We start from the raw sequence: 14,926 nt of genomic DNA on the forward strand, positions 1-14,926 counted from the left end.
CTAGGATAGATTGTCAATTCAGCTCGTTTTATTGTATATTGAATAAAATTTTACACGAACCACCGATGCCCCGGTGCCCTCTCCGCATCGGACGCGCGACGCCGAGACGGACAAAGCCGAGGAATGCGCCGAAAAAAAGACGGGAAGCAGAAAGACGGGGAGCAGGATGTGCGGCGACGCGGCGCTGCCGCGCCTCGGAGAGACGCGGGCCGCACCGGGAAGAGCGAGGGATGAGCACCCGGGCCAGGACGGCCCTCCCTCAGCCGCGCACGTCGTCCAGAACGTCGCCGCCGAGGTCGCGGATCATCGCCACGATGGCGTCGCCGGCGGCGTCGAGGTCGGCCGGATCCGTGCTGCGGACGACGAGGTTGACCCCGTTGCCGCCAGGTGCGCCGTAGTAGGGATAGGATCCGATGTCAGAGTGCGGGAAGCGCTTCTGGATCTCGCCGAGCGGGCCGGCCAGCACGCCTTCCACCACGCGAGTGCCGATGGTCCGCGAGCGCACCGTCTTACCGCCGCGCAGCAACGGCTTCGCCGCCTCGAACATCGCCCGCATGATCTGCGGCACGCCGGCCATGACGAAGACGTTCTCGACCCGGAAGCCGGGCGCGATGGATACGGCGTTGTCCACCAGTTCCGCCCCTTCGGGCATCAGCGTCATGCGCTTACGCGCCTCGGTGAACTCGCGGTCGTTGTTGCGGTACCATTCCTCGAGCCGCGCATAGGCGACCGGATGATGAACCGCCCGCCGTCCAAACGCCTTGGCGACCGATTCCGGCGTGATGTCGTCGTGCGTCGGGCCGATGCCGCCGGTCGTGAAGACGTAGGTGTAGCGCGCCCGAAGCGCATTCACCGCCGCCACGATCTCGTCCTCGATGTCCGGGACGACGCGCACCTCGCGCAACTGCACGCCGACCTCGTTCAGGCCCTGCCCGAGGAAGGCGAGGTTCGCGTCCTGCACCCGGCCGGAGAGGATCTCGTTGCCGATGATGCAGAGCGCGGCGGTGACGGTATCGGAACTGTCGGACATGGCGGAACCCGGTCGCGGAAGGCGACGGCAAGCATATCGCCGTGAGGCGGAGGGTGCCAGCGACCGTGCCGCTTCGATGCCTGCGGTCCGCCGGCCGTCGTATCCGAGCGCACGACGCGACGTGCCGCCGGACGCTTTACGTGCGATGATCGCCCTGCGCTGCAACCGGGAGTCCCCGTCATGAGCACCGAGGAAACCGCTCGCCTTATCCGGCGTACCTATGAGGCCTACGGCCGTGGCGACCTGCAGACGGTCTTCGCCGGACTGGCGGACGATATCGAATGGACATCACAGGGCGCCGACGATGCGCTCCCCTGGGCTGGCCGGTTCTCCGGGCATGATCAGGTCGGGCAGTTCTTTGCACGGGTGGCCGAGACGGTCGCCGTCGAGACGTTCGAAGTCCTCGACATCATCGTCCAAGGCGACCGCGCCGCGGTCGTCGCCCGGATCACGGCCCGGCTGCGGACGAACGGCCTCCCGCTGGCTGCCGAGAAGGCCGACATCCTCCGGGTACGCGACGGAAAGATCGTGCGTTTCACCGAGTACTACGACACCGGTCTCGTGGCCCGGACACTCGCCGCACCCGCGGAGGAGCAGCGGCCCGCCTGACGGGAGACCGTGAGGCGGTCCGAAAGGGCATGCTATGCTGCTTCCGGCCGAGAAGGCGCTCGGATCCGGAAAGAAGCATGTCGTGAGCCTTACCTTCGTCGAACTGGCGATCTTCCTCGCGGCGGCCGTGGTGGCCGTGCCGATCACCCGCTGGCTCGGGCTGGGCGCGGTGATCGGCTACCTCGTCGCCGGGGTCGCGATCGGCCCCTTCGGCTTCGGCCTCGTCTACGATGTCGATTCGATCCTGCACTTCGCCGAGTTCGGCGTCGTTATGCTGCTGTTCCTGATCGGCCTGGAACTCCAGCCGCGGCGCCTGCTGATCATGCGGCGGCAGATCCTGGGACTCGGCGTCGGGCAGCTGCTCGTCACGACGGTACCGCTGGTAGGGGCCTGTCTGGTTCTCGGCCTCGGGATCGCCGAGTCGCTGGTGCTCGGGTTCGCCCTGTCGCTGTCGTCCACCGCCTTCGCCCTGCAGATCCTGGCGGAGAAGAACCAGTTGGCGACACGGCATGGCCGCGGCGCCTTCTCGATCCTCCTGTTGCAGGACATCGCTGTCATACCGATGCTGGCGTTGCTGCCGCTGCTGGCGGTGGGCGAGGCGGCGCCGGAATGGGGCGACGTCGCCAAGGCGCTCGTGGCGATCGCCGCACTGGTGGTTCTCGGGCGCTACGGCCTGCGATACGCCCTGCGCGTCGTGGCGCGCGCCGACACCAACGAAGTTTTCATCGCGCTCTCGCTGCTGACGGTGGTCGGTGCTGCGATGCTGATGGAATGGGCCGGCCTCTCCATGGGGCTGGGCGCCTTCATCGCGGGCGTGCTGCTGGCAGACTCCGAGTACCGGCACGCCCTGCAGGTGCATATCGAGCCGTTCGAGGGCCTGCTGCTCGGCCTGTTCTTCATCGCCGTCGGCATGGCGGTCAATCTCGGCCTCCTCGCCGAGATGCCGCTGGCGATCCTGGGTTTGGTCACAGGGCTGGTGACCATCAAGGCCGCGGCGATCTATGGTCTCGCCCGGCGGACGAAGATGGCGCCGATGGCCGCGCTGCGCTTGGCGACCGTCATCTCCCAGGGTGGCGAGTTCGCCTTCGTGCTGCTGTCGGCGGCGGTCGGCGCCTACATCCTCGACCAACGCACGGCGGACATCGTCATCCTGGTCGTCTCGGTCTCGATGCTGACCACGCCGCTGCTGTACATCGCGGTGGAGGCCCTCGATGCCCGCCGCACCGCGCGCGACCGCCCCGAATACGACACGCCGCCGCGCGAGGAGCCGCTGGTGATCATCGCCGGCTTCGGCCGCGTCGGGCAGATGATCGGGCGCATCCTGGTGGCGAAAAAGATCCCGTTCGCCGCGTTGGAGTCGAACCCGCAGCAGATCGACTTCATGCGACGGTTCGGCGCCAAGGTCTATTACGGCGACTCCTCTCGCCTCGACATCCTCCGCGCGATGGGCATCGACAAGGCGAGCGCCTTCGTCCTGACCGTCGACGACGTGGAGCGCTCACTCGCGACGGCGCGGGTGGTCCGCGAACACTTTCCGGACCTGCCGATCTACGCGCGCGCCCGTGACCGCCGCCACGCCTACCGGCTGATGGATCTCGGCATCGAACTGATCGAGCGCGAGACGTTCCACTCCAGCCTGGTCATGGCGCGCCAGGTACTGGAATGCGTCGGCCTGACCGACGGCGAGGCGGCACGCGCGGTCGAGACCTTCCGTGAGCACGACATCGAGCATCTGCGCCGGTCGCAGAAGCACCACACCGACGAGCAGCGCCTGATCTATCTGGCGAAGCAGGCGGCCGAGGAGTTGGAAGAACTGTTCGCCCAGGACGCCGCCCGCGAGACGCAGCCGGAACGGCAGGCGGCCGAATAGGCCGCCCGCACCCTCGTCGCCGGTCAGCGGCTGCCCATGCCGCGCGGATGCCGGTGCGTCAGGAGGTCCTGCGCCGCTCCAGGACCACGCCGCCGTCGATCAGCTTGGCGATCTCGGCGTCGGTATAGCCGGCGTGATGCAGCACGTCGCGGCCGTCCGCACCATACTCCGGCGGCTTCGCGCGGACCGAGCCCGGCGTGCGGCTCATCTTCACCGGAATGCCGGTGGCCTGATACCCGTCGAGTTCGACCCGCATCTTGCGATGGACCGTGTGCGGCGCCGTCATCACCTCGGGGATCGCATTGACCGGGCCGGCCGGCACCATCTCGCGGAGCAGCCGATCGCACAGCTCGTCGCCGTCGAGAGCGGACAGCTTCGCCTCGATCGCGGGCTTCAGCGTCGCGCGGTTCTCCGAACGCAGGGCGTTGTCCGCATAGCGCGGATCGTCCGACAGCTCCGGCGCCCCGATCGCCGCGCACAGGCGGCGGAACTGCCCGTTGTTCCCGATGGCGAGAAACACCGGCTTCGTTCCCGACTGGAACACGTCGTAGGGATAGATGTTCGGATGCGCGTTGCCGGTGATGACCGGCGCCTTGCCGGACATCAGATAGTTCGCGCCCTGGGGATGCAGCAGCGACACGGCGCAGTCGTAGAGGGTCACGTCGAGATGCTGGCCCCTCCCCGAACGGCCGCGCTCGATGATCGCCATCAGGATGCCGATCACGGCGTTCAGGCCGGTGCCCATGTCGACCATCGGCGTGCCGACCCGCACCGGACCGCTCTCCGGCGAGCCGTTGACGCTGAGCATGCCTGACATCGCCTGGATGACGGCGTCGTAGCCCGGGAAGCCGCCGAGCGGGCCGTCGGGCCCGAAGCCCGTCACGCTGCAGTGGACGAGCCCGGGGAAGCGCTTCGAGAGCACTTCCTCGTAGCCGAGGCCCCATTTCTCCAGACTGCCCGGCTTGAAGTTCTCGATCAGTACATCGGCCGTCTCGAGCAGGCGCAGCAGCACGGCCTTGCCCTCGGGCTTGGACACGTCGAGGCCGAGCGAGCGCTTGTTGCGGTTGACGCCCTCGAAATAGGCGGCGCGGCCCTCGTTGAACGGGGGACCCCAGTCGCGGGTCTCGTCGCCCTGGGGCGGCTCGACCTTGATCACCTCGGCGCCGTGATCGGCGAGGATCTGCGTGCAGTACGGCCCGCCGAGCACGCGGGTCAGGTCGACGACACGGATGCCGGCGAGCGCGCCGGCGGGTGTGGTAGCGGGCATGATGCGATCACCCTTGCGGAGGCGACCTAATAGGCCGCGGTCCGCACGCGGATGCAAGAGCGGTATACCTACGCGATCCGCACGCGAGTCCCCTGCCCCCGCGGGCAGGAGGCGTGTATGCTGCGCCGTCGTTGCGACCCCGCGAGGAAGACGCATGCTCTACGAACTGCGCACCTACACCTTCGTGCCGGGCAAGATGCCCGAATATCTCAAGCTTTCGGAGGAAGTCGGCTCGAAGGTGCGCGGCGACCGCTACGGCAAGCGGCTCGGCTCCTGGACCGCCGAGATCGGCGTACTCAACCAAGTCTGGCATCTCTGGGAATATGAGAGCTACGAGGAGCGCACCCGGCTGCGGGCCGAACTGTCGCAGAACCGGGACTGGACCGATGGCTTCACGTCGAAGATCCGGCCGCTGCTGGCGCGCCAGGAGATCCGGTTCATGAACGCCTTCCTGCCGTTCAAGGCGCCCGCCAAGGCGGGCAACGTCTATGAGTTGCGGATCTATCGCGCCAATGCCGGAGCGGTGAAGCCGTGGTCCGAGCTGTTCAAGGCGATCATGCCGGTCCGCGAGAAATATTCGGCCAACGTCTGCGCCTGGACCGTGGAGTCCCCGGACCCCAACTCCGTGGCGCATTTGTGGGCCTATCGGGACCTTCTGGAGCGTCGCGATGCCCGGGACGCCGCCCTGCGCGACCCGGACTGGCAGGCGTTTCTCGGCAAGGGCACCGCGATGCTGGCGGAGATGCAGTCGGTGATCATGCTCCCGACCGCCGTGTCGCCGCTGAAGTGACGCCGCCGCGCGCCCGTTCTTCGAGACATCCAATCCCGTCCGGCGCCCCATGGTGGCGCACCGAGGCCGGCAGGAGGCCAGCATGAGTCCCCTTCGTTCGCTCCTCCGCGCGCCCGGTGCGCGGCTCTTCCTGGCGCTCGCGCTGACGCTGACATCGGCGGCCTGCGCGACCTCGACGCAACCCAGCTTCGAGTCCGCCGGGGAGATCAGCGACCCGCTGGAGCCGCTGAACCGGCACGTCTTCGCGATGAACCTGACGCTGGACACGTTCATCCTGCGGCCGGCCGCGGTCGGCTATCGGGAGATCGTTCCGGACGTCGGCAAGACGGCGGTGCGCAACTTCGTGAACAACCTGAAGAGCCCGATCACGCTCATCCACGACATCGCCCAGGGCGAGTGGGACCGCGCCCAGATCACGTACGGCCGCTTCCTGATGAACACGACCCTGGGTGTCGGCGGCCTGTTCGACCTCGCGGGCGACCATTACGGCCTGCCGTATCACGAGGAGGACGCCGGCCAGACGCTGGCGGTATGGGGTCTCGGCGACGGCCCCTATCTGGTGCTGCCGATCTTCGGCCCGTCCAACCTGCGCGACGCCGCGGGCCGCGGCATCGACTGGTATATCGACCCGGTCGGAATCGCCGCAGAGGAGGCCGACCTCGAAACGGCGAGCTACGTGGCTGCGGGCCTCAACGCCGTCGACTCGCGCTACCGCAGCCTCGGCCAACTCGACGCCGTGCGACGACGGAGCCTGGACTTTTACGCCGCCGTCCGTTCCGTCTACGGCCAGCGCCGCGCCGCCCAGATCGAGAACCGCACGGCCGCCGACGCCGACTGAGCCGACGCGGCACCGACAGGGTCGGGGCGGATCGGGAAAGACCGATGGCGCTGCTCTTCGAGGTCGTCACCGAGGTCACCCTGCCGATCATCCTCCTGATGGTGTTCGGCTGGTTCGGCCAGCGACGCCTCGGCTTCGACGTCACGACGCTGAACCGTGTGGTGATCTACGGCGCGCTGCCCGCACTCTTCGTCGACAGCCTCTCGAAAGCCGACCTGCCGGTCGGCGAGGTGCAGTTCACGGTTGCCTTCACCGTCGTGCAGTTCTTCGGCCTGCTGACGCTCGGCTGGCTGGTCGGCCGTGCCATGGGCGCCCCGCCCTTCGCGCGAGGCATCCTGGCGCTGGCCGCCGCCTTCCCCAACTCGGGCAACTTCGGCATCCCGCTGGCGCAACTCGCCTTCGGCGCCGACATGGTGATGCACCAGGCCGTCATGACCAGCCTGCACGTCATGCTGGTGCTCGCCGTGGCACCGCCGCTGCTGACCGCCGGTCGCGCGCGCGGCATCGGCCTCGTGCTGAACGCCTTCCGTACGCCGCTCATCCCCGCGGTCGCCCTCGGCCTCGCGCTGAACGCGCTCGACTGGCGACTGCCGACGGTCATCGGCTATCCGGTCGAACTGATGGGCGCGACCGCCACGCCGCTGTCGCTGACGGCGATCGGCGCGCAACTCGCGGCCGGCGCCGCGTTCACCGCCCGCGGTCTGCTGGGTGCCGGAATCGCGTTGCGCCTCCTGGCCGCACCGGTCGCGACGGGAATCGCACTGTTCTTCCTGGGAACCGGCGGTCCGCTGGCCGACCTCCTGCTGGTCGGATCGTCGATCCCGGCCGCGATTCTCCTGGCCATGCTGTGCCGCGAGTATGACTGCGACCCCGATCTCGCCTCGGCGATCGTCGTCGGCAGTACCATTCTCTGCCCGCTGACGGTGACCGCCGCAGTGATCCTGACGCGCGTCTGATCGGCGGCCCGAAGCCGGCGGTCAGGCGTCAGCCGTCTCTTCCGGCTGGTCGAGGGCATAGCCGGCGGCGCGCACGGTGCGGATGATGTCGGGCTCGCCCGCCTCGTTGATAGCCTTGCGCAGGCGGCGGATGTGCACGTCGACCGTGCGCGGCTCGACATAGACGTCGTGCCCCCAGACGGCGTTCAGCAGCTGCTCGCGCGAGAAGACCCGGCCGGGATGCTCCAGGAAGTAGCGCATCAGGCGGAATTCGGTCGGCCCCAGATGCACCCGGCGCTGGCCGCGCGTGACCCGATGCGCGACCAGGTCCATGGCGAGGTCGGCGAACTCCAGCCGCTCCGCGTCGACGCCAGGGCGGGCGCGGCGGATGACCGCGCGCACGCGCGCCACCAGTTCGCTCGGGCTGAACGGCTTCGTCACATAATCGTCCGCGCCGCTCTCCAGCCCGCGCACCCGGTCGCCCTCTTCGCCCCGCGCCGTGAGCATGATGATCGGCAGGTCGCGGGTGCCCGGCTGGCGCCGGATGCGCCGGCAGACCTCGATGCCCGAAGTGATCGGAAGCATCCAGTCGAGCAGCACGAGATCCGGCGTACGCTCGGCGAGAACGACCATCGCCTCCTCGCCGTCGCGGGCGATGGCGGTGCCGAATCCCGCCTTCTCCAGATTGTACTTGAGGAGTTCGACGAGGCCGGGATCGTCCTCGACGATCAGGACCAGAGGCTGCATCGTCAGTCGTCCTTCGACTCGGCCGCGCCGGCGGGGGCGTCGCCAGGATGCGCCGCGAACGGCGTCTCGTCCGTCTTCGGCCGCGCCTGCACGAGGCGCTGTCCGGAGACGGCGAAATGGATCGTCTCGGCGATGTTGGTGATGTGGTCGCCGATGCGTTCGATGTTCTTCGCGATGAACAGCAGGTGCGTGCACACCGTGATGTTCCGCGGATCTTCCATCATGTAGGTGAGGAGTTCGCGGAAGAGGCTGGAATAGGCGTCGTCGACCTCGATGTCGCGGCCCCAGACGTCGATCGCCTTGGCGACGTCGCGGTCGACATAGGCGTCGAGCACATCCTTGATCATCGCCGCGACCAGGCGGCTCATGCGCGGGATGGCACGCGCCGGCTCGACGGGGGCGTTCTGGTTGAGCGCGATGGTCCGCTTCGCGACGTTCGCCGCATAGTCGGCGATGCGCTCAAGGTCGGCGGCGATCCGGATGGAGCCGACGATGTTGCGCAGGTCGCTCGCCATCGGCTGGCGCAGGGCCAGAAGGCGGACGGCGAAATTGTCGACCTCGTTCTCCAGCGCGTCGACCCGCGAATCCTGGGCGACCACGTTGGCGGCGAGCTTGCTGTCCCGCCGCGACAGCGCGTCGACGGCGGTCGCCAACTGCGATTCCGCGAGGCCGCCCATCTCCGCGATGAGCTGGTTCAGGCGGCTGAGTTCCGCGTCGTAGGACGCGACGATGTGCTGTTGCGACATGCACCCTTCTCCTGTCTTCGGCCGAGGCGGCGCGGTCAGCCGAAGCGCCCGGTGATGTATCCCTGGGTCCGCTCGTCCTGCGGATTGGTGAACATTTGCTCGGTCTCACCGACCTCGACCAGATGGCCGAGGTGGAAGAAGGCGGTGCGCTGGGACACGCGCGCGGCCTGCTGCATCGAATGCGTCACGATGACGATCGTGTAGTTCGCGCGCAGTTCGTCCATCAGTTCCTCGACCTTCGCCGTGGCGATGGGATCGAGCGCGGAGCACGGCTCGTCCATCAGGATCAGTTCCGGACTGACAGCGATGGCGCGGGCGATGCAGAGCCGCTGCTGCTGGCCCCCGGAGAGGCCGGTTCCCGGCTGCTGCAGGCGGTCCTTCACCTCGTTCCAGAGGCCCGCCTTGGTCAGGCTGCGCTCGACCACCTCGTCCAGCTCGTTCCGGTCGGACACAAGTCCGTGGATGCGCGGCCCGTAGGCGATGTTGTCGTAGATCGACTTCGGAAACGGGTTCGGCTTCTGGAAGACCATGCCGACGCGCTGGCGCAGCAGAACCGGGTCGACCGCCGACGAGTAGATGTCGTCGCCGTCGAGCAGGATACTGCCCTCCACCCGGCAGCCGTCGATGACGTCGTTCATCCGATTGAGGCAACGCAGGAACGTCGACTTGCCGCAGCCGGAGGGGCCGATCAGCGAGGTCACCTCGTTCGCCTTCACGTCGAGGTCGACGCCGTGCAGGGCCTCGGCCGCGCCGTAGAAGACCTTCACGCCGCGTGCGACGACCTTGGTCGGGTGGGCGGTGGACACCGTACTGTCCTTCGGATTCATCAGCATCTTTCTACCACCGGCGCTCGAACCGCCTGCGCAGAACCACCGCAAGCGCGTTCATCAGGACGAGGAAGGCGAGGAGCACCATGATTGCGGCGCTGGTGCGCGCAACGAAGGCACGTTCGGGACTGTCGGCCCAGAGGAAGATCTGGACGGGCAAGGCGGTCGCCGGATCGAACGGACCGCCCGGCACGTCGATGATGAAGGCCACCATGCCGATCATCAGCAACGGCGCGGTTTCGCCCAGAGCCTGCGCCATCCCGATGATCGTTCCGGTCAGAATGCCCGGCATCGCAAGCGGAACCACGTGATGCGTCACCACCTGAAGGCGCGACGCGCCGACACCCAGTGCCGCCTCGCGGATGGAGGGCGGCACCGATTTCAGGGCCGCGCGCGTCGTGATGATGATCGTCGGCAGCGTCATCAGCGTCAGCACCAGTCCGCCGACGAACGGTGCCGAGCGCGACATGCCGAAGAAGCCGAGGAAGACTGCCAAGCCGAGCAGGCCGAACACGATCGACGGGACGGCCGCCAGATTGTTGATGTTCACCTCGATGAGGTCGGTCCAGCGGTTCTTGGGCGCGAACTCCTCGAGGTAGGTGGCCGTCATGACCCCGAGCGGGAAGCTGAGCACCAGGGTCGTCAGCAGCAGCCAGAAGGATCCGACCGCAGCGCCCCAGATGCCCGCCAGTTCCGGCTCGCGGCTGTCGGCCGCGGTGAACAGCGTCGTGTTGAACGAGGAGCGAACAGCCCCCTGCTCACCCAGAGCGTCGGCCCAGGCGATCTCCTGGTCGCTGACGCGCCGGCTGCCTTCGGGCAGTTCGCGGTCGATCTGGCCCTTCAGCAGGGTGTCTATGTCGTCGGACGCGAGCACCCAGACCCTTTCGGTTCGCCCGATCAGCGAGGGGTCGTCCATGACCATGCGCCGGAGCTTCCCGTCGGCACCGCTGCTGACGATGCCGCTCAACCGCCGCACGTCGCTGCGACCAGTGACCTGCGGAAACTGCCGCTGGAGCGCATCACGGACGAGCAGGCCGTAGTTCGCACGCGACAGCGTCGCGGGATCGCGCGTTCCCTGCGGATCGATCACCTGCGGATCGAACGTGACGTTGAGGGCGATCTCGTGGTTCCAGAAGGCAGTATAGCCCTGGCTGATGATCGAACCGAGCAGCGTCACCAGCACCAGCACAGCTGCGATGATCGCGCCGGCACCATACATGCGGAAGCGGCGCTCCGCGGCGTAACGGCGGCGCAGGCGCCGCTCCGTGTCGGCCTTGCCCGCCACGGGGCCCGCCGACGAGACGATCGCGTCAGTCATACTTTTCTCGATATGCCCGCACCACCCGCAGGGCGATGACGTTGAGTGTCAGGGTGACGAGGAAGAGAACCAGACCGAGGGCGAAGGCCGCCAGGGTTTTGGCACTGTCGAATTCCTGGTCACCCACCAGCAGCGTGACGATCTGCACGGTAACCGTGGTCACCGCTTCGAACGGGTTGGCCGTGAGATTGGCGGCGAGGCCAGCAGCCATGACGACGATCATCGTCTCGCCGATCGCGCGGCTGATCGCCAGCAGGATCGCACCCACGATGCCGGGCAGCGCCGCGGGGAAGATGACCTGCTTGATCGTTTCCGACTTGGTCGCGCCGAGGGCATAGGAGCCGTCGCGCAGCGATTGCGGCACGGCGTTCATCACGTCGTCGGACAGTGACGAGACGAAGGGAATGATCATGATGCCCATGACCACCCCGGCCGCGAGCGCGGACTCTGAGCTGACGCTGAGCCCGATCCCTTCGCCGGCATTGCGGAAGAAGGGTGCCACCGTCAGGGCGGCGAAGAAGCCGTAGACCACGGTCGGGATGCCGGCGAGGATCTCGAGAACCGGCTTGGCCACCGACCGGATGCGCGGGGTGGCGTATTCCGACATGTACACCGCCGCCAGCAGGCCGATCGGCACCGCGACGAGCATGGCGATGAAGGTGATCAGCAGGGTGCCCACGAAGATCGGCACGGCGCCGAAGGAGCCGGACGACCCGGCCTGGTCGGCACGGAGGGCGGTCTGCGGGCTCCAGTGCAAGCCGAAGAGAAACTCAGTGACCGGCACCTGCGCGAAGAAGCGCATGCTCTCGAAGAGCAGCGACAGAACGATGCCGACGGTCGTCAGGATGGCGATGCCGGACGAGACCATCATGGCGATCATGACAGCTCGTTCGACGGCATTGCGCGCCCGGAGGCCAGGCCGGATGCGCCGCTGCGCCAGCGCGGCGCAGGCTGCGCCGATCACGAGGGCGCCGGCCACCACGATCCAGCCGCCGAACCCTTTCACCGTCGCATAGGTTTCGGCGGCGGTACGGACCTCTGGGCTGGGCTCGCCGAACAGCGAGCCTGCCGCGATGTTGCGAATTTCGTTCAGTGTGAGTTGCAGGCGCCCCGGATCGACGTCGGTCAGGCTTCCGGGGAGGCTCGCCATGGCGGCCTGTTCGGCGATCCACCCGCCGGCGACCAGCCAGACGAAGCCGATGATCAAGATCGGCAGCCCGCACCACAAAACGACATAGGCGCCGTAGTATGACGGCAGGGAGTGGAGAGAAGTGCTGCTCCGGCGCGGGCCGGCGACCGACATCGCCCTGCCCCGCCCGGCATAGTAGCCGTAGGCGGCGAGGGCGAGCAGTCCGGCGAGAAAGACAATGGCTTGCATGAAGCGCCCGCAGGTTTGCGGTGACGGCGACGTCCGGCGGCGGAATTTCGCCGCCGGACGCGCACCGTCAGCAGGTTACATGGTCAGCGGCGTCATCGAATTGGCTGCGTCGCCGACCTTCTTCCGCTCCGCGTCCGGCAGCGGGATCAGACCCTTGTCCGACAGGTAGCCGTTCGGACCCCATGCGGCCGGGCTGGTGAATTCCGCCACGAACTCCTTCATGCCCGGGATGACGCCGGTGTGGGCGTTCTTGACATAGAAGAAGAGCGAACGGGACACGCCGTACTTGCCGTCGGCGATGTTCTCGAAGGTCGGTTCGACGCCGCCGATCGTGGCGCCCTTGACCTTGTCGGCGTTCTGGTCGAGGAAGCTGAAGCCGAAGATGCCGAACGCGTTCGGGTTCGCGGCCAGCTTCTGGACGATCAGGTTGTCGTTCTCACCGGCTTCGACGAAGACGCCATCCTCGCGGATGATGTGGCACTTCTTGCCCTTGAGGCCGAGTTCCTTGGTGCCCGCGACCTCCTCACAGCCTTCTTCCATGACGATTTCGACGAAGGCGTCGCGCGTGCCGGAGGTCGGCGGCGGGCCGAGCACCTCGATCTTGTTGGCGGGCAGATCCGAGCGAATCTGGTTCCACATGGTGTAGGGGTTCGCCTGGAGCTTGCCGTCGATCGGGATCTCCTTGGCCAGTGCGAGCCAGATGTCGCGCTTCGTCAGGTCGACCTTGGGGCCGCTCTTGTCGTTCGCGAAGACGATGCCGTCGAAGCCGATCTTCACCTCGGTGATCTTTTCGACGCCGTTCTTCTGGCACTGCTCGAACTCGGACGACTTCATCCGGCGCGACGCGTTCGTCATGTCCGGATGGCCGGTGCCGACACCCGCGCAGAACAGCTTCATGCCGCCGCCGGTGCCGGTGCTCTCGACCACGGGGGCCTTGAAGTTGGTGGTCTTGGCGAACTGCTCGGCGACCGCCGTCGAGAAGGGGAACACGGTCGAGGAACCGACGATGCGGATCTGGTCGCGAGCGGATGCCTGGCCGGCGAGAGCGGTGCAGGCGAGGAGCGCGAATGCGCCGGTGGCGAGCGTTTTCTTGAACACGGAAGTACCTCCGTTCAGCGGGTGTGACCGAGGCGCTTGGTAGGCCGCGTCTCCCGACAGAAGCATGACCGTTTGGTTACGGTTTGATGACGGCGCCATTCCCGGCGACCGGAAGATGCACCGTGAAGACGCTTCCCTTTCCGGGATCGCTCTCGATGGTCAGCCGCCCGCGGTGCCGGTTGACGATGTGCTTCACGATCGCCAGGCCGAGCCCGGTTCCGCCGATCTCACGCGAGCGCGCCGCGTCGACGCGGTAGAACCGTTCCGTCAGTCGCTGCAGGTGGTTGCGCGGAATGCCTTCGCCATGGTCGCGCACGCCGACCGCAACCTGCTTCTGCCCGCCGACGACGTCCACCCGAACGTCGACCTCGACCGCCGTGCCGGCGCGGCCGTACTTCACGGCGTTCTCGATGAGGTTGCGGAACACCTGCGCGAGCTGATCCTCGTCGCCGACGACGGATGGAAGATCGCGCGGGAGCCGCAGGTCGATGGTCGAACCGCGCTCGGCTGCGACGAAATGGAGCACGTCACAGGTCATCTCCAGCACGTCCCGAAGATCGACGGCTTCCGTCGGCGCATTGTGCTCCTCGGCCTCGATGCGCGAGAGCGAGAGCAGGTCGTCGACGATCCGCCGCATCCGCGCCGACTCGGTCTGCATGATCGAGAGGAAGCGGTCCCGCGCCTCGGCGTCGTCCCGTGCCGGCCCCTGCAGGGTCTCGATGAAGCCGAGCAGCGTGGCGAGCGGCGTCTTCAGTTCGTGGCTGACGTTGGCGACGAAATCGACGCGCATCTGCTGCGCCCGGCGCATCGCCGTCTCGTCCTCCAGCGTGAGGACCAGCGCCTCTCCCGTCGCCAGCGTCGACGCCAGATTGGCGACTCGCGCCCGCATGTAGCGGCGGACCGGGGCCGTGAGTTCGAACTCGACCGAGCGGTTGTTCCCGTCGCGGAACGTCTCGGCGACGCTGTCGAGGACGGCAGGGTGGCGGATCACCTCCGCCAGCGGGCGCCCCGCCAGACGCCCGCCCAGCAGCGTCTCCGCCGCATTGTTGGCGTGCGTGATCACCCTAGACGGATCGAGCACCATCAGCGGCTCGGGAACGCTGTCGATCACCGCTTCGGACGCGGCGGCACGAGCCTCCTGGGCGCGCTGGATCGAGGAGGTGCGCCGGCGCGCCCTGGCGATGCCGAGCGCCAAGTCCGAGGCCAGCGGCGTGAGCAGGCTCTGCGCCGGCGCCACGCCATCCTCGGCGCCGATCAGTTCGACACGGTCGGCGAGGGCAGCCATGTCGCGCACCGCCGCCCAGGCGATGACGCAAGCTGCGACCGCGACGAGAACGGCACCCACGGCGGCCGCGACGATCGGCGCCCAGCCGGCCGCTGCGCCGATCGTCAGAACCGCCAGGCCGGGCGCGGCGACGGCCGCCGCGACCAGCCAGAACCGGCCGGGCAAGGGCTGCATCGGTGCAGTCCCGC

14 protein-coding genes are annotated in these 14,926 nt (G+C 67.7%); 5 read left to right on the forward strand and 9 right to left on the reverse strand.

Going from position 1 to position 14,926, the window contains the following annotated elements; all coding sequences use genetic code 11:
- Positions 1–259 precede the first annotated feature (259 nt).
- The gene (locus tag ABIE65_RS15900) at positions 260–1,030 is read right to left on the reverse strand and encodes a competence/damage-inducible protein A (RefSeq protein WP_354078977.1); all 771 of its coding nucleotides are present in this window, start codon (positions 1,028–1,030) and stop codon (positions 260–262) included.
- Between the two features lie 180 nt (positions 1,031–1,210).
- Between ABIE65_RS15900 and ABIE65_RS15905 the strand changes: the two genes are divergently transcribed.
- Positions 1,211–1,639 carry a nuclear transport factor 2 family protein gene (locus tag ABIE65_RS15905; RefSeq protein ID WP_354078979.1) on the forward strand — a complete coding sequence of 143 codons (429 nt, stop codon included), beginning with the start codon at positions 1,211–1,213 and terminating at the stop codon, positions 1,637–1,639.
- Between the two features lie 34 nt (positions 1,640–1,673).
- Positions 1,674–3,509 carry a monovalent cation:proton antiporter-2 (CPA2) family protein gene (locus tag ABIE65_RS15910; RefSeq protein WP_354078981.1) on the forward strand — a complete coding sequence of 612 codons (1,836 nt, stop codon included), beginning with the start codon at positions 1,674–1,676 and terminating at the stop codon, positions 3,507–3,509.
- Between the two features lie 58 nt (positions 3,510–3,567).
- On the opposite strand, the gene ABIE65_RS15915 is transcribed toward ABIE65_RS15910, so the two are convergent.
- Positions 3,568–4,776 (reverse strand): CaiB/BaiF CoA transferase family protein, encoded by a 1,209-nt coding sequence (locus ABIE65_RS15915; RefSeq protein ID WP_354078983.1) that lies wholly within the window; start codon positions 4,774–4,776, stop codon positions 3,568–3,570.
- A 154-nt stretch (positions 4,777–4,930) separates the two neighbouring features.
- Between ABIE65_RS15915 and ABIE65_RS15920 the strand changes: the two genes are divergently transcribed.
- The 3 genes from ABIE65_RS15920 to ABIE65_RS15930 all read left to right on the forward strand — a co-directional run bounded on the left by ABIE65_RS15920 (position 4,931) and on the right by ABIE65_RS15930 (position 7,360).
- The gene (locus ABIE65_RS15920) at positions 4,931–5,566 is read left to right on the forward strand and encodes an NIPSNAP family protein (protein WP_354078984.1); all 636 of its coding nucleotides are present in this window, start codon (positions 4,931–4,933) and stop codon (positions 5,564–5,566) included.
- 82 nt (positions 5,567–5,648) lie between these two features.
- A complete protein-coding gene (locus tag ABIE65_RS15925) occupies positions 5,649–6,404 on the forward strand; it encodes an MlaA family lipoprotein (RefSeq protein ID WP_354078986.1) in 756 nt (251 codons plus the stop codon).
- Between the two features lie 44 nt (positions 6,405–6,448).
- Positions 6,449–7,360, forward strand: coding sequence for an AEC family transporter (locus ABIE65_RS15930; RefSeq protein ID WP_354078988.1), 912 nt, complete (start codon positions 6,449–6,451; stop codon positions 7,358–7,360).
- A gap of 21 nt (positions 7,361–7,381) precedes the next feature.
- Here the strand turns inward: ABIE65_RS15930 and phoB are convergent, their stop codons facing one another.
- The 7 genes from phoB to ABIE65_RS15965 form a co-directional block, all read right to left on the reverse strand.
- The gene (gene phoB / locus ABIE65_RS15935) at positions 7,382–8,086 is read right to left on the reverse strand and encodes a phosphate regulon transcriptional regulator PhoB (protein WP_354078990.1); all 705 of its coding nucleotides are present in this window, start codon (positions 8,084–8,086) and stop codon (positions 7,382–7,384) included.
- A 2-nt stretch (positions 8,087–8,088) separates the two neighbouring features.
- Positions 8,089–8,832 (reverse strand): phosphate signaling complex protein PhoU, encoded by a 744-nt coding sequence (gene phoU, locus ABIE65_RS15940; RefSeq protein ID WP_354078991.1) that lies wholly within the window; start codon positions 8,830–8,832, stop codon positions 8,089–8,091.
- 35 nt (positions 8,833–8,867) lie between these two features.
- Positions 8,868–9,659 (reverse strand): phosphate ABC transporter ATP-binding protein PstB, encoded by a 792-nt coding sequence (gene pstB, locus ABIE65_RS15945; protein ID WP_354079167.1) that lies wholly within the window; start codon positions 9,657–9,659, stop codon positions 8,868–8,870.
- Positions 9,660–9,669: 10 nt separating this feature from the next.
- The gene (pstA, locus tag ABIE65_RS15950; RefSeq protein WP_354078992.1) at positions 9,670–10,977 is read right to left on the reverse strand and encodes a phosphate ABC transporter permease PstA; all 1,308 of its coding nucleotides are present in this window, start codon (positions 10,975–10,977) and stop codon (positions 9,670–9,672) included.
- A complete protein-coding gene (gene pstC / locus ABIE65_RS15955; protein ID WP_354078994.1) occupies positions 10,970–12,355 on the reverse strand; it encodes a phosphate ABC transporter permease subunit PstC in 1,386 nt (461 codons plus the stop codon). The genes pstA and pstC overlap by 8 nt, the downstream gene beginning before the upstream one ends.
- 75 nt (positions 12,356–12,430) lie before the next feature.
- A complete protein-coding gene (locus tag ABIE65_RS15960) occupies positions 12,431–13,453 on the reverse strand; it encodes a PstS family phosphate ABC transporter substrate-binding protein (protein ID WP_354078995.1) in 1,023 nt (340 codons plus the stop codon).
- A 76-nt stretch (positions 13,454–13,529) separates the two neighbouring features.
- Positions 13,530–14,912 carry an ATP-binding protein gene (locus ABIE65_RS15965; RefSeq protein ID WP_354078997.1) on the reverse strand — a complete coding sequence of 461 codons (1,383 nt, stop codon included), beginning with the start codon at positions 14,910–14,912 and terminating at the stop codon, positions 13,530–13,532.
- Between the last annotated feature and the right edge of the window lie 14 nt (positions 14,913–14,926).

Origin of the sequence: Constrictibacter sp. MBR-5 (assembly GCF_040549485.1) — a bacterium.
Taxonomy (GTDB): domain Bacteria; phylum Pseudomonadota; class Alphaproteobacteria; order JAJUGE01; family JAJUGE01; genus Constrictibacter.

Bases quoted from the DNA above. Each gene is read 5' to 3' on its own strand.
- phoU (WP_354078991.1), bottom strand. From the start codon at position 8,832: ATGTCGCAACAGCACATCGTCGCGTCCTACGACGCGGAACTCAGCCGC.
- ABIE65_RS15915 (WP_354078983.1), bottom strand. From the start codon at position 4,776: ATGCCCGCTACCACACCCGCCGGCGCGCTCGCCGGCATCCGTGTCGTC.
- pstC (WP_354078994.1), bottom strand. From the start codon at position 12,355: ATGCAAGCCATTGTCTTTCTCGCCGGACTGCTCGCCCTCGCCGCCTAC.
- ABIE65_RS15920 (WP_354078984.1), top strand. From the start codon at position 4,931: ATGCTCTACGAACTGCGCACCTACACCTTCGTGCCGGGCAAGATGCCC.
- ABIE65_RS15905 (WP_354078979.1), top strand. From the start codon at position 1,211: ATGAGCACCGAGGAAACCGCTCGCCTTATCCGGCGTACCTATGAGGCC.
- ABIE65_RS15930 (WP_354078988.1), top strand. From the start codon at position 6,449: ATGGCGCTGCTCTTCGAGGTCGTCACCGAGGTCACCCTGCCGATCATC.
- pstA (WP_354078992.1), bottom strand. From the start codon at position 10,977: ATGACTGACGCGATCGTCTCGTCGGCGGGCCCCGTGGCGGGCAAGGCC.
- pstB (WP_354079167.1), bottom strand. From the start codon at position 9,659: ATGAATCCGAAGGACAGTACGGTGTCCACCGCCCACCCGACCAAGGTC.
- ABIE65_RS15900 (WP_354078977.1), bottom strand. From the start codon at position 1,030: ATGTCCGACAGTTCCGATACCGTCACCGCCGCGCTCTGCATCATCGGC.
- ABIE65_RS15965 (WP_354078997.1), bottom strand. From the start codon at position 14,912: ATGCAGCCCTTGCCCGGCCGGTTCTGGCTGGTCGCGGCGGCCGTCGCC.
- ABIE65_RS15925 (WP_354078986.1), top strand. From the start codon at position 5,649: ATGAGTCCCCTTCGTTCGCTCCTCCGCGCGCCCGGTGCGCGGCTCTTC.
- phoB (WP_354078990.1), bottom strand. From the start codon at position 8,086: ATGCAGCCTCTGGTCCTGATCGTCGAGGACGATCCCGGCCTCGTCGAA.
- ABIE65_RS15910 (WP_354078981.1), top strand. From the start codon at position 1,674: ATGCTGCTTCCGGCCGAGAAGGCGCTCGGATCCGGAAAGAAGCATGTC.